16 protein-coding genes are annotated in these 22,355 nt (G+C 42.6%); all 16 read right to left on the minus strand.

Translation table 11 applies throughout. The features are described from left to right. Window positions 1–129: 129 nt before the first annotated feature. The 16 genes from L6773_RS05325 to L6773_RS05400 all read right to left on the minus strand — a co-directional run bounded on the left by L6773_RS05325 (window position 130) and on the right by L6773_RS05400 (window position 22,307). Window positions 130–3,297 carry a S41 family peptidase gene (locus L6773_RS05325; RefSeq protein ID WP_237852822.1) on the minus strand — a complete coding sequence of 1,056 codons (3,168 nt, stop codon included), beginning with the start codon at window positions 3,295–3,297 and terminating at the stop codon, window positions 130–132. 402 nt (window positions 3,298–3,699) lie between these two features. After that, the gene (locus tag L6773_RS05330; RefSeq protein WP_237852823.1) at window positions 3,700–3,969 is read right to left on the minus strand and encodes a hypothetical protein; all 270 of its coding nucleotides are present in this window, start codon (window positions 3,967–3,969) and stop codon (window positions 3,700–3,702) included. A gap of 153 nt (window positions 3,970–4,122) precedes the next feature. Next, on the minus strand, window positions 4,123–6,981 hold the full coding sequence (locus L6773_RS05335; protein ID WP_237852824.1) for a sensor histidine kinase: 2,859 nt from the start codon (window positions 6,979–6,981) through the stop codon (window positions 4,123–4,125). A gap of 12 nt (window positions 6,982–6,993) precedes the next feature. Next, window positions 6,994–7,257, minus strand: coding sequence for a hypothetical protein (locus tag L6773_RS05340; protein ID WP_237852825.1), 264 nt, complete (start codon window positions 7,255–7,257; stop codon window positions 6,994–6,996). A gap of 108 nt (window positions 7,258–7,365) precedes the next feature. After that, a complete protein-coding gene (locus tag L6773_RS05345) occupies window positions 7,366–8,037 on the minus strand; it encodes a response regulator transcription factor (RefSeq protein WP_237852826.1) in 672 nt (223 codons plus the stop codon). 309 nt (window positions 8,038–8,346) lie between these two features. Next, window positions 8,347–9,870 (minus strand): InlB B-repeat-containing protein, encoded by a 1,524-nt coding sequence (locus L6773_RS05350; RefSeq protein WP_237852827.1) that lies wholly within the window; start codon window positions 9,868–9,870, stop codon window positions 8,347–8,349. A gap of 15 nt (window positions 9,871–9,885) precedes the next feature. Continuing rightward, window positions 9,886–10,872: an FISUMP domain-containing protein gene (locus tag L6773_RS05355; protein ID WP_237852828.1), complete on the minus strand. Its 987-nt coding sequence runs from the start codon at window positions 10,870–10,872 to the stop codon at window positions 9,886–9,888. A 17-nt stretch (window positions 10,873–10,889) separates the two neighbouring features. After that, complete coding sequence (locus L6773_RS05360) at window positions 10,890–12,635, minus strand: InlB B-repeat-containing protein (RefSeq protein WP_237852829.1); 1,746 nt, start codon at window positions 12,633–12,635, stop codon at window positions 10,890–10,892. Between the two features lie 248 nt (window positions 12,636–12,883). Continuing rightward, window positions 12,884–15,748, minus strand: coding sequence for a sensor histidine kinase (locus tag L6773_RS05365; RefSeq protein WP_237852830.1), 2,865 nt, complete (start codon window positions 15,746–15,748; stop codon window positions 12,884–12,886). Between the two features lie 21 nt (window positions 15,749–15,769). Continuing rightward, window positions 15,770–16,252, minus strand: a complete 483-nt coding sequence (locus L6773_RS05370) for a hypothetical protein (RefSeq protein ID WP_237852831.1) — start codon at window positions 16,250–16,252, stop codon at window positions 15,770–15,772. Between the two features lie 26 nt (window positions 16,253–16,278). Then, a complete protein-coding gene (locus L6773_RS05375) occupies window positions 16,279–16,935 on the minus strand; it encodes a response regulator transcription factor (protein WP_237852832.1) in 657 nt (218 codons plus the stop codon). 237 nt (window positions 16,936–17,172) lie between these two features. Further along, a complete protein-coding gene (locus L6773_RS05380) occupies window positions 17,173–17,988 on the minus strand; it encodes a heme ABC transporter ATP-binding protein (protein ID WP_237852833.1) in 816 nt (271 codons plus the stop codon). Between the two features lie 77 nt (window positions 17,989–18,065). Further along, window positions 18,066–19,160, minus strand: a complete 1,095-nt coding sequence (locus L6773_RS05385) for a FecCD family ABC transporter permease (protein ID WP_237852834.1) — start codon at window positions 19,158–19,160, stop codon at window positions 18,066–18,068. Window positions 19,161–19,453: 293 nt separating this feature from the next. Beyond that, entirely contained in the window at window positions 19,454–20,428 is a 975-nt protein-coding gene (locus tag L6773_RS05390; RefSeq protein WP_237852835.1) for a heme/hemin ABC transporter substrate-binding protein, read from the minus strand. Between the two features lie 59 nt (window positions 20,429–20,487). Beyond that, window positions 20,488–21,561 (minus strand): hemin-degrading factor, encoded by a 1,074-nt coding sequence (locus L6773_RS05395; RefSeq protein ID WP_237852836.1) that lies wholly within the window; start codon window positions 21,559–21,561, stop codon window positions 20,488–20,490. Between the two features lie 95 nt (window positions 21,562–21,656). Further along, window positions 21,657–22,307: an HmuY family protein gene (locus L6773_RS05400; RefSeq protein ID WP_237852837.1), complete on the minus strand. Its 651-nt coding sequence runs from the start codon at window positions 22,305–22,307 to the stop codon at window positions 21,657–21,659. Window positions 22,308–22,355 lie beyond the last annotated feature (48 nt).

Raw genomic sequence — 22,355 nt, forward strand, 5'->3', positions numbered from 1 at the left:
TTTTTTGACTACAATAATGCAATCTATCATCTGAATACCTTTTTGATAGATACGATGATTGACATGGGAATTCAAACCTATTTAAACCTCGATTGTAAGGGTATCCCAGCCTAAAATTCAAAGGCAATCTTACTCATTCAACTCTTGTATAATATGTTCAAGAGCTCTTTGCAGCTGCGGATCTTCACCTGAAAGACGATCTTTGAAGGTATTTTTTACGTAGATATCGGGACTCACCCCCGTTTTTTCAAGGTTTTCGCCCTCAAACGTATAAACACCCCAGGATGGCAGGCGATAGAATGATCCGTCAACCAACCCCTTACCCGAGGTAAAAATGATCCATCGATAGGTTTCTGTACCGATTATTGTCCCCAAACCGAGTTCCTTAAATCCCTGTGCAGTAAGTTCGGCATCACTGAGAGACTGTTCATTCACGAGCAGTACAATCGGTTTTGCAGCCGGTGTAAAGTTAGATTGGGTCGTCAACTCCCCCTCGCGATACCCCCATTGCAGATAGGGGCATTGTGACAAAAACCGAAGAACCTCATCATGAACATTCCCACCGGTATTATAACGCAGGTCCAGTATTAGGGCATCGCGCTGTTCTCCTTCAGAAACCATTTCTTGTTTGAAATCCTGGAGTTCGCCACCACCCATATTTCTCATATGGACATAGGCAATTCGTTTGTCAGACTGTTCATCTACAATTTGTTGTCGCTGGTCAATCCACTCCTCGTAAATATCACTCCGAACTGAAGCATAGGAGGTCGGTTTTAATTTAACCTCAAATTCATCAGACCCCCGAAGAAATGTCAGAACTAATTCCTCATCCATCGATGGATTTGCAAAATAGGATTCACGGTTTTGAGATGGATCAACCTCGAGACCATTTACACCTATCAATTCATCTCCGGGCTGAATCTCTCCATCTGTTTGCCAAGCCGGTGATTGATCGACAATTCGTTCTACACTGTATGGATTTTCATCCTCAAACAGAATGCCGGTAGCCAGGGTTGAACTTCCATAATAAACATCTTCTTCATCCCCGGTTGAATAGAAACCAAGATGTGATGAGTTCAGCTCACCGACCATGTCGTTTAACAGCTCCCTTAAGTTGCTTCTTGTACGGACTTCCGGCAAAAACCGCTGATAGTACTGCCGAATAGATTCCCAGTTTTCCCCGTGAAAATCGCTGCTGTAAAAGTTTTCTTCCAGGTTTGCCCACATTTCATCAAACATTTGGTTGAATTCATCACGTAAATTTCGTTGAAATGTGTGATTAATTTCTACTTTTTCAACACTCCCGGATTCAATGTTCATGGTATGGATATCGCCGTTCAGGAGTAGCCAGTACGAATCATCCACATTCAATATTCCGCTTGAGCCCATCTGAGTTCCATCAATTTTTTCTGTCTTCGGCGATTCAAATGGTTCAAACACTGTTTTCCACCAACTGATTTCTCCCTCGTCGTGATTAGACCTGAAGAGTAGAAATGTTTTCTCATCTTTTTTAAAAACTTGTGGTGATGTTTGTGAACCAAACTGAGTGCCTACCTGCTCCCATCTGTCATTCAAGCCCTCTTCGCGGATGATTATCTCAATCGATTCTTCTTCCGATTCTTCGCCATTCTCATTATTGCTGTCAGCTTCATCTTCCTCAGTTTCTTCAAAAAGCTTGTCCACTTGCTCGGATCGAAAATCAGGTTCAATCAAATCCAGGGCAATTCGGTAGATATCGGGATTCTGCTGTCCGTAGGGATAACTTGGCTGAGTTCTGTTGGTCTGAAAGTATATATACTTTCCGTCGGGACTCCACACCGGGCTTGTCTCAGATACAAAAGTGTCTGTTATAGAAATTGTTGATTCATTCTCAATATCATAGATATACACATTTTGTTCGAAATTTCTGAACGCAGTATATACGATATAGTTATCATCCGGCGAGAATTGTGGATCTGATGAAAAAATATCCCAAATTTCGTCCTCAACAACAGTTTCACTCTCGTAGGAATCAAGATCCATTAACCGTACTTCACCCCTGCCGCTCAGATACACCGCTTGGGTCCGATCGCTGTTGAGAGAGATGGATCGATTATTTTGCATCTCATCTGTAAGCTGATTTTCACCCGTTGAACCATCGGCTGAAATAGTGTACAAATTTTGGTACCCGTCTTTGGTTTGATTGAACAAGATCGTTTTGTTGTCGCTCATCCAAAGTACTTCAAGTACACGTCCATTAACACTCGTTGGAAGTCGGCGTATGAACTTTCCTTCCGCATCCGAAATAAACAGCTCGCCCCTTGATGAAAATGCCAGTTTCTTTTTATCTGGCGAGACATCAAACGAAGTAATATTTCCTGATACCCGGAAATCCTGTTCTTTAGTCAGTGTTGAATTTCCGTAGACTGATATCGGAACTTTGTTTGATTCATCGTATTCCACATCATAGATCCATACCTGGTAATCCCTCTCAAAAACTACCTTTTCTCCGTTGGCACTAACATTTGGAAATTTGATGGATGAGGAAAATTCAGTCAATGCCTCTTTTACACCCATGTTGAATCGATAAAGATTATACTCTCCATTCAGTTCATCCGATACGAAATAAACGGTGCCGTTCTCATCAATGGTTGGCCACATATCTTTTCCGTCATACTCGGTAAGCAGATCATATTGTTCATTTGACGGATCAAAAACCTCTATTTGAGGTGCAAAAGCCCCGCGATAACGTTTCCTGTGATCCTGGTTTTTACTCTCCCAGGATGTATTAAAGTAGAAGGATCCGTTCGGATGGATGGCCAGGTTGTGGTCAGTATTGTGATAATGGTCAAATATTCTTGCCGGAGTTCCTCCCTCTATTGAGATTTTCCAGCTGCTAAATCTGTTTTCGCGGTTTGATGTAAAATAGATCGTTTCAGAATCCCATGACCAACCTTCTACTTCATCCGTTGATTGATGGAACGTCAGCTGTGTCACCTCCCCACCGTCAATCGGCATTACATACAGATCATAATTTCCGTATTGGTTAGAGGAAAAAGCAATCCAGCGTCCATCCGGAGAAACCGATGGCCGAGTCTCTATGCCATCCATAGCTGTTAATCTTGTTGCTGTTCCGCCATCCGCCGGCACTTTCCATAAATCAGTTTCATAGCTAAAAATTATGGTATCCGCATCAGGTGTTAACGATGGATGATGTGTGAAATGCGGTTCATTCTGAAAAGCCAATACTGCCGTAGAAAAGACAGTTAGGACAAAAGTTATGATTATCTGAAAATTCCGTCGGTTCGTGAAGAGCATAAATTAAAACAATTAGTTACGAATATTTAAGACTAGTAATTTACGAAATTACAAAAAGATAGGTTACCCGTACTAACTTAAAAAAAGAACGGCAGGCCTGCGCTCAATCAGGCCCGCCGTTTTGTCTCTCCGTGATCATATATGATCAACTAATTGAGTAAAAGTAGTTTTATTGGGTACTTTCAATTTTGCACCCAAAAAAAACCAACGTAGGAACTCAATCGAGAATATCTAACTCAACCTTCACTTTACAGGCACCTCCATGCCCGCTACACAACTTTGCCAGTTATGTAACAAAAAAGATTGAGTTTAGAAATATCCTCTGCGTTAAGCATACCTTTAATCCTCTCCAATCTCACTACATAGTCATGTAGTTTTCAATCAAAAAATGAACTCTTCTATTCATGGCAGCACCTTTGATGTTGAATCCCAGCTTATAGCCCGACCTACAGCCACCGATTCATCTGAATCAGGTTTATATTCGGCAGACTGATTCGCTATCAACCGACATGAATTTTTAACAATTTTGGATGTACTGTCTTGAAGATTAAACGACTGATTATTTTCCGTGGGCAAATTTGAAGAAGCTGTAATAGCCATAACCCCAAAGAATAGTGAAAGTAATATTTTAGCTGTTATGGGCTGAATTTTCTGCTTCAACAAATGCTTCATCCTTGTAGATTACCTGGTACTGACGATTTGAGTGTTCAACCTCTTTGCTCTTTATCAAAGATACTTTCACTTACTCTACCAATCACTACATAGATATGCAGTTTCTCATTGCTGCTTATAGTAAAATGGATTTATTTGATGAGCTATAATTAATCAGGCAATCGGAATATATATTTCCCAACGGGTACCCTTTCCGGTCTTTGTTTTAAGTGAATACTCTCCATTTAGTTGTTCAACCCTCTCCTTGATATTTTGCACACCATAACCGTCACTCCGAATCTCAGACGGTTCAAAACCTTTCCCATCATCTTCTATTCGGATATGAAGTTTCCCCGATTTCATACGAAAACAGATATCTACTTGATCGGCCTTGGAATGTCGGGCAATATTGGTGAGAATTTCCCGAAAAATCAGCCATATATTTTTTCGTTCCGTTATTGCGGGACGCCCTGAAAGTGTATCCCGAACTGAAAATTCATACTTGATATTTTGTGCATCCAGCATATCAGCCGCAAATCGTTTACATCTCAGGAATAGATTTTCCCAGTCATCATTTTCAGAATGAATAACCCATACAATATCACTGACTTTCTCTTTTGCCTCTCGGGATGATTTAGTAATCAGCGACAGGAATCGATTGTTCTCTTTCTCATCCAGTTTCTGAGAATTAATCGCATCCGCAAAAAAGTTTATACTGCTAAGTGTAGAGCTTAATTCATCATGAAGGTCCCTGGCAATCCCATCTCGAATCCGTTGCTCTCTCAGTATAGTGTTCAATCGAATTCGATAACCGCCATAAATAATACCACCTGTGATTAAAAGATACCCAATATATGCCCAGATGGTTCGATACCAGGGCGGCAGAACGGTAAATGTAAATGAGTCGATAGCGCCCGCCTGTTCATATACATTACGTCCCTGAACCTGGAAAGTATAGGTTCCCTCAGGAATAAAAGTGTAGTCTTTTTGAGTTTCATCCGACCAGTCACTCCACTCCTCTTCATAACCTTTTAAGCGTACGCGGTACGTATTTTCTTCCGGTTCGATATAGCTGGCAGCAGCGTAATTAAATCGCAATTCATTATTCTCAAAGGAGAACACAGGAGTTTCAGACAACTCACCGTATCCACCATAAACCAACGAATCATTCGGCATGGAAACGGCCGTAATATTGGTGTTAAAATCGTGTTTGTATGTCCAATTGGGATCGGATAGATGAAACAACCCCTCGCCCCCAAACCAGGCAGTTCCGTCAGGGTTGCAATGGATATTTTCGATCGAGTTATCAGCACCAATCAACCGATACGGAATCTCTGTAATTTCCCAGGAATTTTCCTTCCGAACCGCTCTTTTCGTTAGGAAGTTGTTTCGAAACCAAATTTCATCCGGTGAACACTGTTCGAATTGAAAGACCTGCGTCGAGTTCAACCCGGGGTCATTGAATGAAGAATCAGGCTGAAAAGAATCGGACTTTGGGTCGTACACAAACAAACCACTGTCTGTTCCCAACCTTATCTTATTGTCAATCAGTGCTACATGCCGTATCGGGAGTTCTTCGTTTTCAAAATCAGGAATGTATGTCTCTAATGTATTGCTGTTCAATGATTTTCGAATCACTTCATTTTGATAGGTAACAGCCCAGATCTCATCTCCATCCACATAAAAATCCCGAAATTCCGATGATTCACTTCTAAGAACTTCATCGATCTCTGCCGAATCTCCTTGTATTACTATTTTGTCTATGGAGTGTGATTGTGAGCCAAAAAATGCATCCTCAAAAGCAGCAGACGGCTCGAGTTTCGAATAGTTTCCATCGCTGTAGAGGTTTACAAGTTCATTGTCCCCTAACCTCAAAAGACCCGGTGGATAAGATACAAACAGAGATCCATTCAGGTTGATAGCATCATAAACAGTCTGATCGATACCCGGATATTTTTGAATTTCATTTCCGGGTTCAAAGAAAAATAATCCGTTTTGAGAACCAACATAGATCGTGTCTCCCAGCGATTCAATAAATGATACGATCCCGTTAAACCCATTTTGCTCGGGAATCACAGAGACAGGATTATTAACCAACACCTTTATCATTCCATCAACAGAGGTAGCCCAGAGTGTCCCTTCCCGGTCTACATAAATTTCGTAAATCACATTTGTTGGCAGGCCGGTATCCTCGATTATGGTTTTCTTAAGTGATCCATCTGTTCCAACAATCAAAATTCCGCCATTTAAAAATGCCAAAGCTATTTCATTTTCATTGATAAATGTTGCCCTATATAAAGAATGTTCCCTCAAATAGTCATCCACTTCTGATGGTTGATCCGTAAACGTTTCCCCATCGTACTTCACGAATCCCCGATTTCGAAAAATCAACAGTTGATTGCCGGCATAAGGCAGAATCGACACCAGGCGATCCTCAATAAACGCTTCAGTGCCGGGAATATCTTCCCACCGGTTACTTTCAATACGCTGAATTCCGCTATTTTCCCTCTGTACCCAAATTTTGTTACCCACTGTAAATATGCCTCTGAGCCGATCCTGGCTCTCCAAAACCCGAATGGTATCCTCTTCTAAAATATAGATGGCATCGGAAGTGCGGTGATATAACCTGTTTTGAAATTCCACCATCTGCCATACATCGCCAAATGAGTGTTTCGTTGAATCGATCTGATCTTTAAGCGAATGCAGTGTAAAAGAGTGAAGTGAATCGCTCACAAAATGTCCGAAATCACCAACACCGCCCCAGTGGATGTTGGAATTAAAAGAATACAACGAGCGAATAGCACCTGTTCCCGGCACTCTGTCCCATCTCCAGTTGACTCCATCAAACTGATCTGTTCCCTCTCCCTGGCTTCCAAAATAAAGATATCCCGAGCTGTCTTGAGCAATGGACCAGTGCTGGGGATGTGAATCGATCGTTTCTGCATCGTAATGGTGGATTAAAGGCATACTCTGTCCCCAAACCAATAAAGGCAGAGATGCATAAAGAAATACTGAACTTATCCACTTAGCCATGAAGAAAAGGTTTTACAAATCCTCTTCTTCCTCTTCTGCTTCGCCAACCTCTACTTCAACCCTTTCCTCTCCATTTCCACCATCATCAACAACTGATTGAACTCGAATATAGACAGGCTTATTCGTTTTCGATATAAATGTCATATCGAGCAAATTCTCGTTTGTGAGCTTTTTTATAGAGTGTGGAGAAACAGATTCAGGTTTTTTCTTTGTTTTATCTTTGATGATGAGTTTGGAATCTGTCTTATTTGCTACAGCCTCAACCGTTGGATTCATAATGTGAACTTACTTTTTTATTAGATAGTCTTCATTCCCGAATAGTACTCTTGTTCAAGGGTACCATTTTTTTGGTACTTCAAAAAAAATAATTGCAGAGCATTACAATTATGACTCAGCCATCTTAATAAGCCCGTTCGCCAGGCCTTTGGCTACTGCTTCCGCTTTACTGTTGACCTGCAGCTTGCGGTAAATATTACGAATGTGGTACCCAACACCATCCACGGAGAGGTAAATCTCCTCTGCGATAGCTGAATAGGAGTTACCTTCTGCTAACAATCGCAATACCTCTTGCTCTCGGTCGGTCAAATCCAGTTTTTCTTTTTTCTTAGGCTGAGTTTGCATAGAAGCAATTACTTTTCGGGCAATGATTGGCGACATTGGAGAACCACCCTCATAAGCATCTTTCACTGCCTGGATCAGTTCATCCGGACCCACTTTTTTGATGAGGTACCCTATCGCCCCGTTTTGCAGAGCCTCAAAGATGTGCTGGGAATCTTCCATCACAGAGATCATGATAATGGATAAGCTCGGATTGATCTCTAAAAACTTCTCAACGCCTTCCGTACCCATAATGCCGGGAAGCTGAATGTCTAACAGGATGATATCACACCATTCAATGTCATCGGACTCGAGTGCTGATTCACAATCCCGAAACACACTTTTCACAACAATTTGAGAATCACTGTCGAGGATCGTCTCCCACCCCTCACGGATATATTGATTATCCTCTACAATGACGACGCGTATGAGTTCCGATTCCTGTCCGTTTTCTTCCATCCGCTTTTTTATTTAAAAATGGCTATGATTCAGAAGCCAATCACTACATGGTTATGTAGTTTTTTGTAGATCATTCAACCGTGAATAGATTTCAATTTAAAAGACTTTCGAAGACTTTCTAAGCTTCTTCAGGACTCGATTCGCACAAATTGATCAAACGCTATAGTAGTATCACAGACTTCGGAAGTCTCATGATGGGTAGTTTTAGTTAACCGAAAATGGGGTAGGATGCAAATTGCAGATAGATTTTGGTAAAAAAATTTAACTCTCGACGATATTTTTTCACAACTCACCTAATTTCGTAATTCTTTATCTCGGTAAGTATCTAAGAAATTCACCATACACACCCACCGCATATACCGTTTGACTGTCAATGATTTGAATTTGTGCTGTGATTACAGAATCGTCGCCATTTATTACATTTTGGCGACTCCATGAAGCTCCACCATTTGTGGTCATAAATATTCCCTGGTTAGCTCCAATCCACCCTAGGCTTGAGTTGATAAATTGCATATCAAAACTCCCACCAAACTGTGATAAATCCGTTTGTAAACTCCAGTTTTTGCCACCATCATTGGTTTTATACATTCCATTCCTATTAAAACCCCATCCAGTTGAACTGTTTACAAAGTCAACGAGATAATAGCTTTCTGAAGCTTGCTTCCAATTAATCCCTGCATTCTCAGATCTAAAAGTTTGAGGTGCACCAGGAACCCATAACGTACTCGGTCCTGACTCTTCAACTTCACCCAGTGTAACCCAGCCATCTGGGTGATTTTCACCAAACAATTCTATCTCTTCCCAGTTTTGTCCGCCATTGATTGATCTCAATAAAAGTCCATCATTTTCTGTTTCTTTCAGATCCTCATCATCATAACCCGATACGAATATTTTGTTTTGGTTCAATGCAGTTATATAACAAGCACACGAACGATCAACCGTGTATTGTTCTCTCCAGGTTTGACCTCCATTGTCTGTATAAAAAATAACTCCACTATTAAAATGATCTGTGTCAGCATTTCCGCCTCCAACAGCCCAGCCAATATTCTTATCAACAAACATTATATCTGTAAATTGCCATTCTTTATTTGTAAACTGATGATTCCAGCCATAACCTCCATTATCGGTGTGATAAATTGAATATTCATTCTCTCCGGCATCGGGATTAATTGTCGTTATCCAGCCTTCATTTTTATTTAGGAAAAATGATGACGTTACATGTTCAGTTACTGAATTTTCGATAACCCACTTACCACTTCCTGAGACAAACACAGCATCCGCATTCACCTCATCCTCAAACGATACCTCCACCGGATTTTCCGTGCCATTAACATCTCCTTCCCAGCTTACAAATTGCCAGCCATCCTCAGGTGTGGCTGTGAGTCGGACCCGGCGATCCGCGTGTTTCATTTTTCCATTCTCATCCAGTATTTCTACATCCACATCTCCTTCTCCCTCAATTTCCACTTTAACATCCTCGTGCTGAAAAATAGCTGTGACTGATATATTATTTGAAATTGAGATACTTTTTGGATTATCAGCTCCCTCGACACCCCCTTCCCAACGTATAAACTCCCACTGCTCGGCAGGAACGGCCATCAGTTCTACCATAGAACCTTCTGCATATTCGGTTAATTTTGAACTCAATTGGGATTCTTTGACTTCACCCTGACCTTTGATCTCTACGGAAAGTGAATGGGTTTCCTCTTCCGAAACAGATGAAGAGGAATCGGGTGAACAGGAGAGAATCAAACATGCAAGAATACACACAAGTACGATACAAGTTGCATTTTTCTGTAGAAGATGATTTGATCTGTTTTTCAATTGACTCATCTGCCCTCCTTGATCTTAATCCCTGACACATCTGACCGACATACCTGTAGCTTTTGATAAACCCTCTTCGGTATTCCACACACTGCGCCAAAACCAATTATAAATATATAAACTGGCTCGGTACATAGGATTTATATCCACATCTTCCGTGTAAGGATCGTCAATCTCATCCTGTAACCAAATCCAAGAAGTTTCGCCAAATGTTACGAACCCATTCAAATCACGTAAACCTGATGGAAGAGCAGAAAATCCAGTTTCGTTTGTGGCTCCTTCATTGGGCTGATGCCATATGTTAATAGCTTTAATTTTTCCACCAACATTCTCATCTTCTCCCCGAAATCCCTGAAAGCTGTATGCTTCTTCTTCCGGCATCCCCAGGAACATCTCCATCTCGATCCAGTCCTTATCGGTAGAGACGTGCCATCCATCGGGGCAGATATTTCGGGGATCATCCACGGCGTACCAGTTATAAAGCTTGCCGTGGAGGTTATTATGGATCTCATCGTTATCATAATAGCTCCAGGCACCGGTGGTCAGGTTATCCCACTCTTGTTGATTGGTGACGTTGGGAATTTCATCTCCGTTAGCATACCGGCTGGTTCGCAGGTTCTGCGCCATCCACTCCTGATCCCCAATGATCACTGTTTCATAGCCGTTCCCATCGATGTCGGTAACACCTTCCTCAAAGTTTGCCACCAGGTTTTTATCACTGTCCATAATCACCAGCGTTTCCGGAAGCGAACCGGATTGGTCGCCCGACCATTTTGAAAATACCCAGTCCTTATTGTTTTTTGCGACCACTTCCACTCGCTCACCCTCCTCAAATTGACCTTCTGCAGGTGTTACACTTCCCGCTTCTTCAGGAACTACGGAAATGGTAAGTGTATACATTTCAGGTGTAGATGAGGAAGTATCAGAGGAACATGAAAAACCCCAAATACCCATGGCTGTAATAACTATGAGTACCATACAGAGTTCACTATATTTCAATGGTTGTCCCATATTTCTTTATTTAAATATTATTCCTGTGAATAACGTAGTATTGAGCCGCCTACCGAAACCCAACCCGTTTGACTGTCAACAAAGTTGAATGAGCCAACGCCATCCGAAACGCTCACTGGATTGCCATTATCGTATACCTGCTGCTCATTCCAGGTCTCTCCACCATCTGTAGTTTGTTGAATTGTTCCGTTGTCAGTACCCATCCATCCGAGTTCAGAATTAACAAAATAGATGTATGCAAAACCTGATATTGACCTCTGCTCACTCCAACTTTGACCACCATTCGTTGTTTTAAATATCTGACTTCTCACATCCGGATGGTTCGAAAAATCAAATTTTACTCCCCAACCGATGCTACCGTTTACAAAGTTAATCCTACTGAAAGAATGATCTGAGACAATACTCCAGCTGTTACCGCCATTGCCGGTTTTATACAGTCCATTCATTCCCGTCATCCAGCCGTTGTCATCTCCAGAAAAATCCACATCCAAATGCATTTCAGGATCATCCGAAACAGATTGTTGTGTCCAGGAACTGCCTCCGTTGTTTGAACTGATGATCACTCCGTGTTCTCCCAATTCAGGTTTATTAATATCCACTTCGCCAACCACAATAATGGTATTCGAATTTACAAGCTCTAAAGAGTATGCAATCGCGTCTTCAAAATAGTATTGTTCACTCCAACTTTGTCCGCCATTGCTTGTGTGCAAAATTTTTCCATACCAATTAACTTCTTCACCGAACGGATAAGCCCCTATTAAAGCCCAGCCATTATTTTCATCTGCAAATTCAAGATCATAAAAGAACTCTCTGACATTCCCGGCTTTATACTGCTCCGACCAGGTTTGCCCGCCATCGTTTGTATGAAATATTGATCCGGATTCTTCAAACGGTATATCAGACGTGGATAACCATCCAGTATTCTGATTCGTAAAATGTACTGAGCTTATTGGCCTGTTGGTCACTCTGCCCTGCAGAATCCATCTTCCCTCATCCGAAACAAATACCGCATCTACGGTCATCTCTTCGTCGAAGGTGGTTTCGATGGGGTTTTCTGAACCGGTCAGGTCACCCTCCCAGCTTACAAATTTCCAGCCTTCTTGAGGTGTAGCGGTAAGCCGAACACGCCTTGATGCTGATTTTCGTTTCCCGGTTTCTTCATCAATGTACTCCACTTGTACATCCCCTTCACCCTCAACAATTACGTTCACCACCTTTTCAAACATTGCAGTAACACTTACCGGTGAATTGATCGTAACTGTCTCCGGATTTTCCTGACCTGAAAGAGACTCATCCCAACCGGTAAATTCCCAACCGCCTGCGGGTACGGCTGTCAACTCCACAACAGACTCCGCCGGGTAATCGGTAGATTTTGCATTCACCAACCGCTCTTCAACTGTTCCCTCTCCTTCGATGTTTACAGTCAGTGCATACTCTTTTTTCTCGAACAGGGCGCTCAAGGATTTATCATCATCCATCATAATGGTGGCGGGATTGGTTGATCCCGAATAGTCACCGCCCCAGCCGGTAAATACCCAATGCTCATTAGCTGAAGCACTAACCTGTACTTCCGTGCCTTTATCATATTCACCCTGGTCCGGGGAAACTGAACCCGCCTCTGCCGGTGATACGTTTGTGGTTAAGGTATAAACGGGGGTGTTTTCAGTGGAGCAGGAGCTCACAGCAATAAGCGAGGCCCCAAGAATAAATAACCATGCAGGCAATTTTATTACAGTCGATATTCTGTTCTTTCTCCTTTTCATAATCGTGTGGTTTTGTTATCAGCCAACTTTCGTACTGAAGTGTAATTTTGTGGAACTACACTTGCACTACATGAATGTGTACCAGAGAGAAGAGGAGAATTATAGAATCTTCTTTGCAATAGTTTTTTGTCAACCGAACTATTCATTGGCAATCACTTAAATGAAAAGAAGTGGCTTATAAGAACTATAATGCAAAAGTACCACCATATGAACGCTTCACGAAGCTGCGCACACTTGAAGGTTCTTACTTACCCAACCGGCAGATCAATCATCCAGCGCGTTCCCTCTCCGGGCATACTTTCAAGGGTGCACTTGGCTTTTAACTGCTGAGCTCTCTCTTTGATATTTTGAACACCGTACCCATCCTCACGGGTATTTTCAGGGTCAAAGCCTTTGCCGTTGTCTTCGATATGGATGTGCAGTTTCTCGAATTCCATCGTGAAGCGAATATCTACCTGATTGGGCTCAGCGTGACGGGCAATATTGGTGAGAATCTCCCTGAAAATCAGCCAGATATTTTTCTTTTGATTGATGCTGGGTTTTCCCGTAAATAATCCCTTGATATCAAATGAATGTTGAATATTCCTTGCATCCAGGATATCCGAAGCGAACCGTTTACATCTCATCAGAAGGTTGTCCCAGTCGTCATTTTCAGTATGGATCACCCAGACGATATCACTGATTTTCTCTTTCGCCTCGAGGGATGATTTTTTGATCAGAGAGAGATACCGGTTCTCTTTTTGAGTTTCCGTTTTCGGGGAATCCATCGCATTGGCAAAGAAACTGATACTGCTTAGAGTTGAGCTCAGTTCATCGTGGAGATCGCGTGCGATTCCATCGCGGATTCGCTGCTCTTTCAGGATGGAGTTGAGCCGGATTTTGTGGCCTGTATAGACCACTCCACCTGCAAGACACAAATAAGCAAGATAGGCCCAAATCGTACGATACCAGGGAGGAAGAACGGTAAACGTATATGAATCGATGCTGCCCGTTTTGTAATAGACATTTCGTCCCTGTACTTCAAACGTATAAGTCCCTTCCGGGATGAAGGTGAAATCTTTCTGCGGCTCATCCGACCAACTGCTCCACTCATCCTCATACCCTCGCAGGCGGGTTCTGTACTGGTTCGCCTCCGGTTCGATATAACTGGCGGCCGCGTAGGTAAATCGAAGTTCATTCTCCCCAAAATCCAACTCCTTTATTTCTGACGGATCGCCATATCCACCATAGATCAGAGAATCATTTCTGACCAGTACGCCCGTGATATTGGTATTAAAATCGTATTCGTAGGACCATTCCGGATCTGTTAAATGGTAGAGTTTCGTTGAACTCCCAAACCATACCGAACCTTCATCATCACAAAAAATAGTTTCAACTCCCTCATCCAAACCTCTCGCTATGGTCCTGTAAGGATTTGTAAGAGTTCGCCAATTTCCATTCTCTCGCACTGCTCTCTTTATTTTCCGGTGATTACGAAACCAAACATCATTTTCGGAACACTGCCGGAACCGGAATACCTCTTCATTTTGGATTTCAGGATCGTTGAAGGTGCTATCAGAAACAAATTCATCACTTGATTCATCGTACAAAAAGAGTCCCTCGTCTGTACCCATCCGAATTTTACCCGCAATCCGACCGATCCTGTTCAGTCTAGATTCCTCTGAAATGGAAACTCTGTAGCTCGATAATTGAATTCCATCTAAATTGAACAGGTGAACCGTATTATCGGCAGCCAATATCCATAACCTCTGACGATCTTTAACGGCGTGGATTATCTCTGAATTTATTTCAAGAAGTGGCTCACTGCTTATGGAATTATTATTAACATTCAGTTTGTCAATCTTACGTTCAGATACCCCCAAAATAAGATCCGACTGCCAAGAATCGGTTATGAACGTTCTGTAACTACTTCCCGATAGTTTTAACGCCTCGCCGGCAGTGTGACTGTAAACTCCGGAGCCGGTTGTTAGAATGAATGTATCATCGAGAATGATTCCGTCATATACCCTGCCATTAATAGACTCATTTTGAATTAAATTACCGGATTCGCCAAAAGTAAGCAGTCCTTCGGTTGTACCGAAAGCAGTCTGTTCGTTAAATGAAGTGATAAAAAGCGGAATACCGGTTAAGCCTCTACTCTCATCCCAAACTTTCAGAGGATTATTTACCAGAACTTTAGCGATCCCGTTACCTGAGGTCGCCCAAAGTGTCTCTTCACGGTCCAGGTAGACGTTATAAACCATGTTTGTAGGCAGACCATCCTCTTCACGAAATATTTGAACAAGTTCACCCTGTTGATTGATAACAACAACTCCACCATCGAGGGTCGTTACGGCTATTTCAGTTTCATTGATTTGAGCTGCCCTGAACACCCGATTCGCAATAATGTATTCTGATGATTCTGTTTCAATGGGTTCAAATGCTTCTCCATTAAAGCGAACAATCCCCTTCTTTCTTGAAAAAAACAGGTGACCAATTTGAGTGGATATGACATCATATATCGCATCATCATTAAAAAAATTATGATCAGGAAGCGGCCTTAGATGATCACCCTCGAGATAATACAGTTCCCCATTTTCTTTCTGAACCAGTACCTGGTCCTCAAATTCAAATATTCCCATAAACTGTTCCTCGGGAAACAGGACCTCTATGGTATCCCCTCTTGATATATAAATGCCATTCGAATTCCTGTGATAGATCTCTCCATCCACTTCAATCATTTGCCACAGGTACGAAAAATTCTGGTATGCACTGTCAATCCGCGAGCGATGGCTAAGAGGCGTAAATTGGTTCAGGCTATCACTCTTGATAATCCCTAAATCCCCGTTTCCTCCCCAATAAATGTTATTTTGATGCTCTGCAAACATCAGAACGGCACTTCCTTTCGGAGCATGCTTTACCGGGTGCCACTTCTCGCCATCAAAACTCAACAACCCCGTACTGTTCCCAAAAAAAAGAATGCCGGAACTGTCCTGCATGGCCGACCAGTTCTGGCGAAAGTAGTTATGGGTTTCGGGGTCATATGACTCAACTTGTGCCATACCCTTCTCAAATATTCCAAAGAATAAACAAAGAGAAAAGAGCAGGGTTAGGTTTGAGCGGTGCCTGGACATTTTTAACGGTTCAGTTATAAATCAGCCATTGCCACCGGGATCATCAGGATGAATGATAGTTGGATCTTTATGGATTTCTTGAATATCAGGACAGTGAGGACGATCATCATATAAATGATAATGAATCACGACCCTGTATTTATAACCATCTAATCGATTATTTCTAAGCTTATTAACTTCTACATGATGCAGTTCGCGACATTTGCCATTAAGATCACTCAGCTTTCGATATTTCCCAGGATGTACCTTAATTCCCTCTACTCCATTTAGTTCAGGCACTTTCTTTGTGTAAATGTAGACTTTAAATTCCGTTGCACTTAAATCGCAAGGCTCAATTTTAATTTCCTTTTTTCCTGATCTTCCATTTTGTCGCTTGCTTACAACTGTACCTGGTAAACCCTCATCACTAGGTTTATCTATTGATCTGAATGTTAGCCACTTATCATCAATCTTAAATGCGATTAAAGCTTCTACATCTATATTTAATTCACTAGTTATTTCCATCTTCTGAAATTTTTAAAAGTTAAGCTTCAAGTTATATTTATCAATCCATTCTTAATCCCCTTCGCCACGGCGGCAGCTTTGCTGTTCACTTGTAGTTTCCGGTAGATATTTCGAATGTGGTATCCCACTCCGTCTACGGTCAGATCCAGCTCTTTACCGATGGCGGAGTACGAATGCCCGTTTGCTAATAGATCCAGCACTTCCGTTTCGCGGTCGTTAATCTCCAGTTTTTTTGCTTTTGGTGATAACTGCAGGGACGAAATCACCTTTCGTGCAATCATGGGAGACATGGGGGAGCCGCCTTCATAGGCATCTTTTACAGCCTGTACCAGCTCCTCCGGTTCGATCTTTTTAATCATGTAGCCGACCGCACCATTGCGCAACGCTTCAAAAATATGCTCCGAGTCCTCCATGATCGTAATCATGACAATGGCCAGGCCCGGGTTGATCTCTAAAAACTTTTCAACCCCTTCCGTCCCCAAAATTCCCGGCAGTTGAATATCCAGCAGAATAATGTCGCACCACTTAATATCTTCTGATTGAAGGGCTGATTCACAATCCCGAAATGTTCTCTTAACTACGATGTCGGGATCATCATCGAGGGTCATGGTCCAGCCCTCGCGAATATATTGGTTATCCTCTACTATAATGACCCGAATCAGTTTTGCTATGTCGTTACTCATGCTCTTTTTTATCTTTTCGCTCAAAGTGAGAATCCGGCCAAGCAATCGCACTACATAATCAAGTACTCCATTTAAATACTTGAATTTGCTGATTAAAACAAGAAATGAGTAAAGAATTAGAGAAGTTAAAGGGCCTAGGCCCAAAGACTTCCGAAGTCTTTCAGATCATTATTAAGATTAAAAACCTTCAAAACTGTCAATAAGGAAAGCCGGAGAGACAGAGACTTCGGAAGTTTTTTACACAGCACTTAAAAACGATTTCTCCTCTTTCTTGGCAGCAATTACAAGCGGACATTGATAGTGCGGATGCTGCATAATATGCACCGGGCAGTCAAATGCCATCTCGATAATTTCGGGTTTGAAGACATCGTTTGGAGTTCCGAGTGCAAACGTTCTTCCATCTTTCATAATGTTGATCTCATCTGCGTATTGGGCGGCAAGATTCAGATCGTGCAAAATCATCAAAACGGCTACATTTTTTCGGGATAGGCACTTTACCAAATGCATAATCGTGTGCTGGTTGGATAGATCGAGGCTTGATAGTGGTTCATCCAACATTAGGCAGCAAGAACTATTTTCTTCGATCCGATCCCACAACTGGGCCAGCATTCGGGCAAATTGAACACGCTGTTTTTCTCCGCCTGAAAGGGTTGGGAAACTGCGATCCATAAGGTGATCGACGCCCACCTGTTTCATACACTCTCTCGAAATTTTTTGATCCCTTGGTGTTTCAAAACCGTGTGTATGGGGCGTTCGGCCCATTAATACCACTTCAAGAGCGGTGAATGAAAAAGCAAGAGTAGCGTTTTGCATCATCACCGCACGTTTTTGGGCAAGATGCTGATACTGAATGGACTCCAATCTTCTGCCTTCAACAAAAATCTCTCCAGAGGTTTTTTTCATGTCCCCGGTAAGTGTCTTTAAAAACGTGGATTTTCCTGCACCGTTTTTCCCGAGAATAACAGAAAATTTTCCGGGTGTGATATTCATAGAGACATCCCGAACCAGTTTTTTATCGCCGATTTGAACGGTAATATTTTTTGCTTCAATCATATTTTTGTGTGTTGTTTTTGGTCAGTTGTCTGTTGTTAAAAACAACTAACCACTAACAACTATCAACCAACTCAGCATCATAAATACCCTCCGAATTCTTTGTTTCTTAAAAGCAGCCAGAGAAAAAACGGAGCGCCTATGGAGGCTGTAATCACACCAATTGGCAGTTCTGCGGGGGAGACAATCGTTCGTGCTAAAAGATCGGAACTAAGCAGCAGTAAACCACCGAGTATTGCCGAGCCCGGTATTAAAAACCGGTGATCGGGGCCGATCCAGAGTCGCAGAATATGTGGAACTACGAGGCCTATAAACCCAATCATTCCACTTACGGAAACCGCTGCTCCCACGGCTAACCCTACAAATACGACAATCATCTTTTTTAATCTTTCGACCTTTACACCCAAGTGTCGAGCTTCGGATTCACCAAGAAGAATTGCATTCAATCCTCTCGACAACCTCGGCAGAAATATGATAGCCGCAAGTATAAACGGGAGAACAACCCAGACGGAACTCCACATGGCACCACCGAGACTCCCGAGCGTCCAAAATGTGAGGTCACGCAGCTGATCGTCATTTGACAAAAAGATCATAAATCCAAGGATGGCACCCGCCATGGCATTAATGGCAATCCCCGCCAGCAGCATTGTAGCAACATTTGTTTTCCCGTTTGTTGTTGAAAGCCGGTACACTACAACGGTAGCCGATATGCCACCCACAAAAGCAGCAATGGGAAGAAGTGCTGATCCCAGGAATTCAATGAGTGGAGAAGTGATGGTACTCAGAATCACTATAGCGATTGCTGTGGTCAGTGCAGCTCCGCTCGAAACACCAATCAGCCCTGGATCCGCAAGTGGATTTCTGAATAAACCCTGCATCGCCGCACCTGAAATAGCGAGTGCCGCCCCTACCATAACGGCAAGAAAAACCCGGGGAAGACGAATATTTATTAAGATCGCCTGTTGTACAGCCTCGTACGACCCGTTTGTTGAAATTCCAACCTGATCAAGAACAATAGCCAAAACCTGGATCGGCGATATCGAAACTGCACCAATCCCTACGGATATCACAATCATCCAGATCAATAACAAGGACAACCCGGATAGCACCCATACGGAGAGGCGAAATCGCGGAGCCGATTTCCAGATTGTAAGATATTGAGTTACTGTGCTCATTTTATATTGGATGGGAATTGATTAATGTAAAATCTCCCCTTGAAGGAAGTCCGCGATTTGTCGCGTGAGGGGTGTTCATCGACCGAGACCTGGCCATCCCCCTGAATCAACTTTGTTGATTCTTTCCCCCCTCGAAGGGGGATTTTATCATACTATGTCTGTTACAGGTTTATTGATCATCATCTTTTTTCGCCCTCTCCCCATCGCCCCTCTCCCGCGGGAGAGTGGTTGGGGTGAGGAACCTTCAAGATTTGCATCACATCTCAAATTGAACTTGCATGAAAACAAACGCTTCAAGGACCTTCGGACGCTTGAAGGTTCTCCGTTAGTTCAACTCCCGGATAAAACTTTGCTATTAAATCCAGGACCGCTTCTCCAACTCGCGGACCAAAATTGAGAAGATATGCGCCATCCATAGAATAGATCCTCTCTTTTTTTGCCGCTTTTGTCAGACTGACTCCGGGAGTCTGCAAGACTCCCTCTTTGCCGCCAACACTTTGGATTCCGGAATTCATCATCAAAATCACATCCGGATTTGCTTCAACCACTGCTTCGGCCGTAAGCGGTTTGTATCCTTCAAATGAATTGAAAGCATTTTCACCACCTGCCAGCTCAATCATGGTTTTGGCGGATGTTCCATTTCCTGCAACCATAAGCATATTGGCACCGCGGGCGTAGATAAAAAGAACGGTTGGTTTCTCAGCAACGCGACTTCTCGCATTGGCTGCAATATCCAGGTCAGCTTTCATATTTTGTATTAACTGCTCGGCTGCTTCTTCATTTTCAAATATCTGTCCCAGCTGGCGGGTTCGCTCAAATGCAGCTTGAACGGTTTCATCAGCAGTTAGTTTTAGCAGTGGAATACCGGCCCCGCGAACCTGGTTTACGACAGTCGGCGGTCCGGCGGCTGCACTTGCCAGTATCACACTTGGTGAAACAGACAGAAGTCCCTCTGCCGACAGATTTCGTGTAAATGGGACTTTGGTAAGATTTTCAGTTTCTCCGGGAAACGTACTCGACTCATCCACGGCAATAAGATGGTCTTCAGCACCGATAGCATAAATCGTCTCCGTTATCGCACTTCCGATCGAAACCACTCGAGATAGATCATCAATTGTCACTTCTACACCATCCGAGCCTGTGTACGTTTGTTGTGCGTTTGCCGGCAGAATTGTTGCAAATAACATAATAAGAAGAGCAAAAGCCTTTATAACGAACCCGTCGGACGGAAAGAATTTCCACTCGGTTGTCGATTTCACAAAATTCATATCTAATTTTGTAGCTTCTCCACAAAATTCGACAGGCGATGATTTTATTTTAAATTTCATCATACTCCAACCTCCATAAGCTTGAGTTGATTAGTAATTTCTCTCCAGGGCTCAAGCTCGGGTTTACCGGGCTTTCGGGCACCAAAAAATGTAGCAATTGCATTGTGCTCTTCATCATATATTTCAAGCGCTGTGACAATACCATCCTCTGTTGGTTTCTCAACAATCCAAGATTCTGCGATATGATCCTCCCGCAGGTGCAGGTTAAAATCGGGATCAAGAACATTCAGCCAATGATCCATCACTTTGATCCGATTAACCGGTCCGCTGTGAATTTGAATCATCCCGGGGCTGCTGACAAACACCATTATCGGCACTTCATTTTCAGACGACAATTCTAACATTTTTCGAGTAGCATTATTTGAAATTTTCCATGTAAATCTACCTTCAGCTAATCGTAATGCATCTGTTCTGCCAGCTTTGAACGTCCGAAGGAGCGGAAAAAAGTCGTGCGTATCCTTTAACTCCGACCATTTTTGAAGAAACTCATCAGTATCGATCTCATCTATCGAAACCGTTTTTTTCTCTTTAATGGAATCTTTGACCCGGATCTCATTTGTTTGATCATCAGACCTGAATTTTTCCACAAGCTTGTTGTATTTGCCAACTCGTTCTTCATCCATCAGGTATATCTTGTGGACCGCTGTCCCGGCTTCATCAAAAAATTGTAAGCTGTTGAGAGTGCCCCTGGGATTTTCAACCGGAACGGCAAATCCAAAACTCCATCGATTATGAAAAACCCGGAGATCGATGTTTTCATCCAGAACCAATCCTGCATGGCCTTCAAATGAGATATTTTGATAGGTCCCATGCTTCTCGTGAACGGCCGATTCATTTCGCGTCAAAGCCATCACTTTACCCAGGGTTTCCACTTCTTTGATGATTCCTTCCCAGTCTTCAGTCAAACGAACAACAGTTTCACCATCACAAATACAAGCCACTAATTCAGATTCAGAAACGCCAAGCTCATCAGCTGCATTTTTTGTTCGCAATTTTGGGTTTTCCGCTTTTAGCTGATGCCATTGTTCTTTTAATTCACTGCCTTTTGAAATATCCTCAAGAGTTGTATTCATCGGTTTGTTGATTATTAATTAATAAATAGAACCTGCTTTTTTACTTCCGGAATTGTGGGTGTAACAGAGCAGAATTGAATTTGTATTTCGTTCAACTATTGCAAATCTCGTAATCCTTCTTCAAGTTGAATTACATAGTCAAATGTGTAGAAGGGGGATGCGGGTCTTCTTTGAAGGTTTGCAAATGCTTCTGTTGAAGTATCCGGATTCCCTTTGTAGTAAGAGATAATGTCGAACTTCACATAGTGATTACCATCAGCTGTCCGGAGAACATACGTTTCATTCTCATTCGGAAAAACAGCACGCATCGGTTCGTTCATTCCAGTGTACGTGTACCAATCAGCCATGGCCAATGTCTCACCATCTGCTTCGTAACCTTCCGACGGGGCAATCGTTACCTGGTCAAAAGCAACATCAAGTCGAACCAAGCCGGCTTCACCCGGTCCACTGATTCCTGAGTTTAAGATAATCTCTGTGCCACGGAACCCAACGTCCCAGCTTGTAGAAGCTGAATCAGCGATGTCAACTGTCTGACCCGATCTGAAGCTGAAGAGAACAAATCGTGCATCTGGATTATCCCGCAAAGATGGTGCATGAAGATCCATTACCGTTTCTGCCTGTATCTCTGATTGCAGTTCTTCAGGTCCGTTTCCGCTATCGCTGCATGAACTAAAGAAAAATAAACTTACCAATGCCAAGAGTGGCAGAAAAGTTATTGTTTTGTTGGATATGTAATGTTCAATCATTTGAATGTTAACTTATTTGGTATTAGTGATTTGATGTTGATTTTTTCT

This window comes from Rhodohalobacter sulfatireducens (assembly GCF_022012475.1).
Classification (GTDB): Bacteria; Bacteroidota; Rhodothermia; order Balneolales; family Balneolaceae; genus Rhodohalobacter; species Rhodohalobacter sulfatireducens.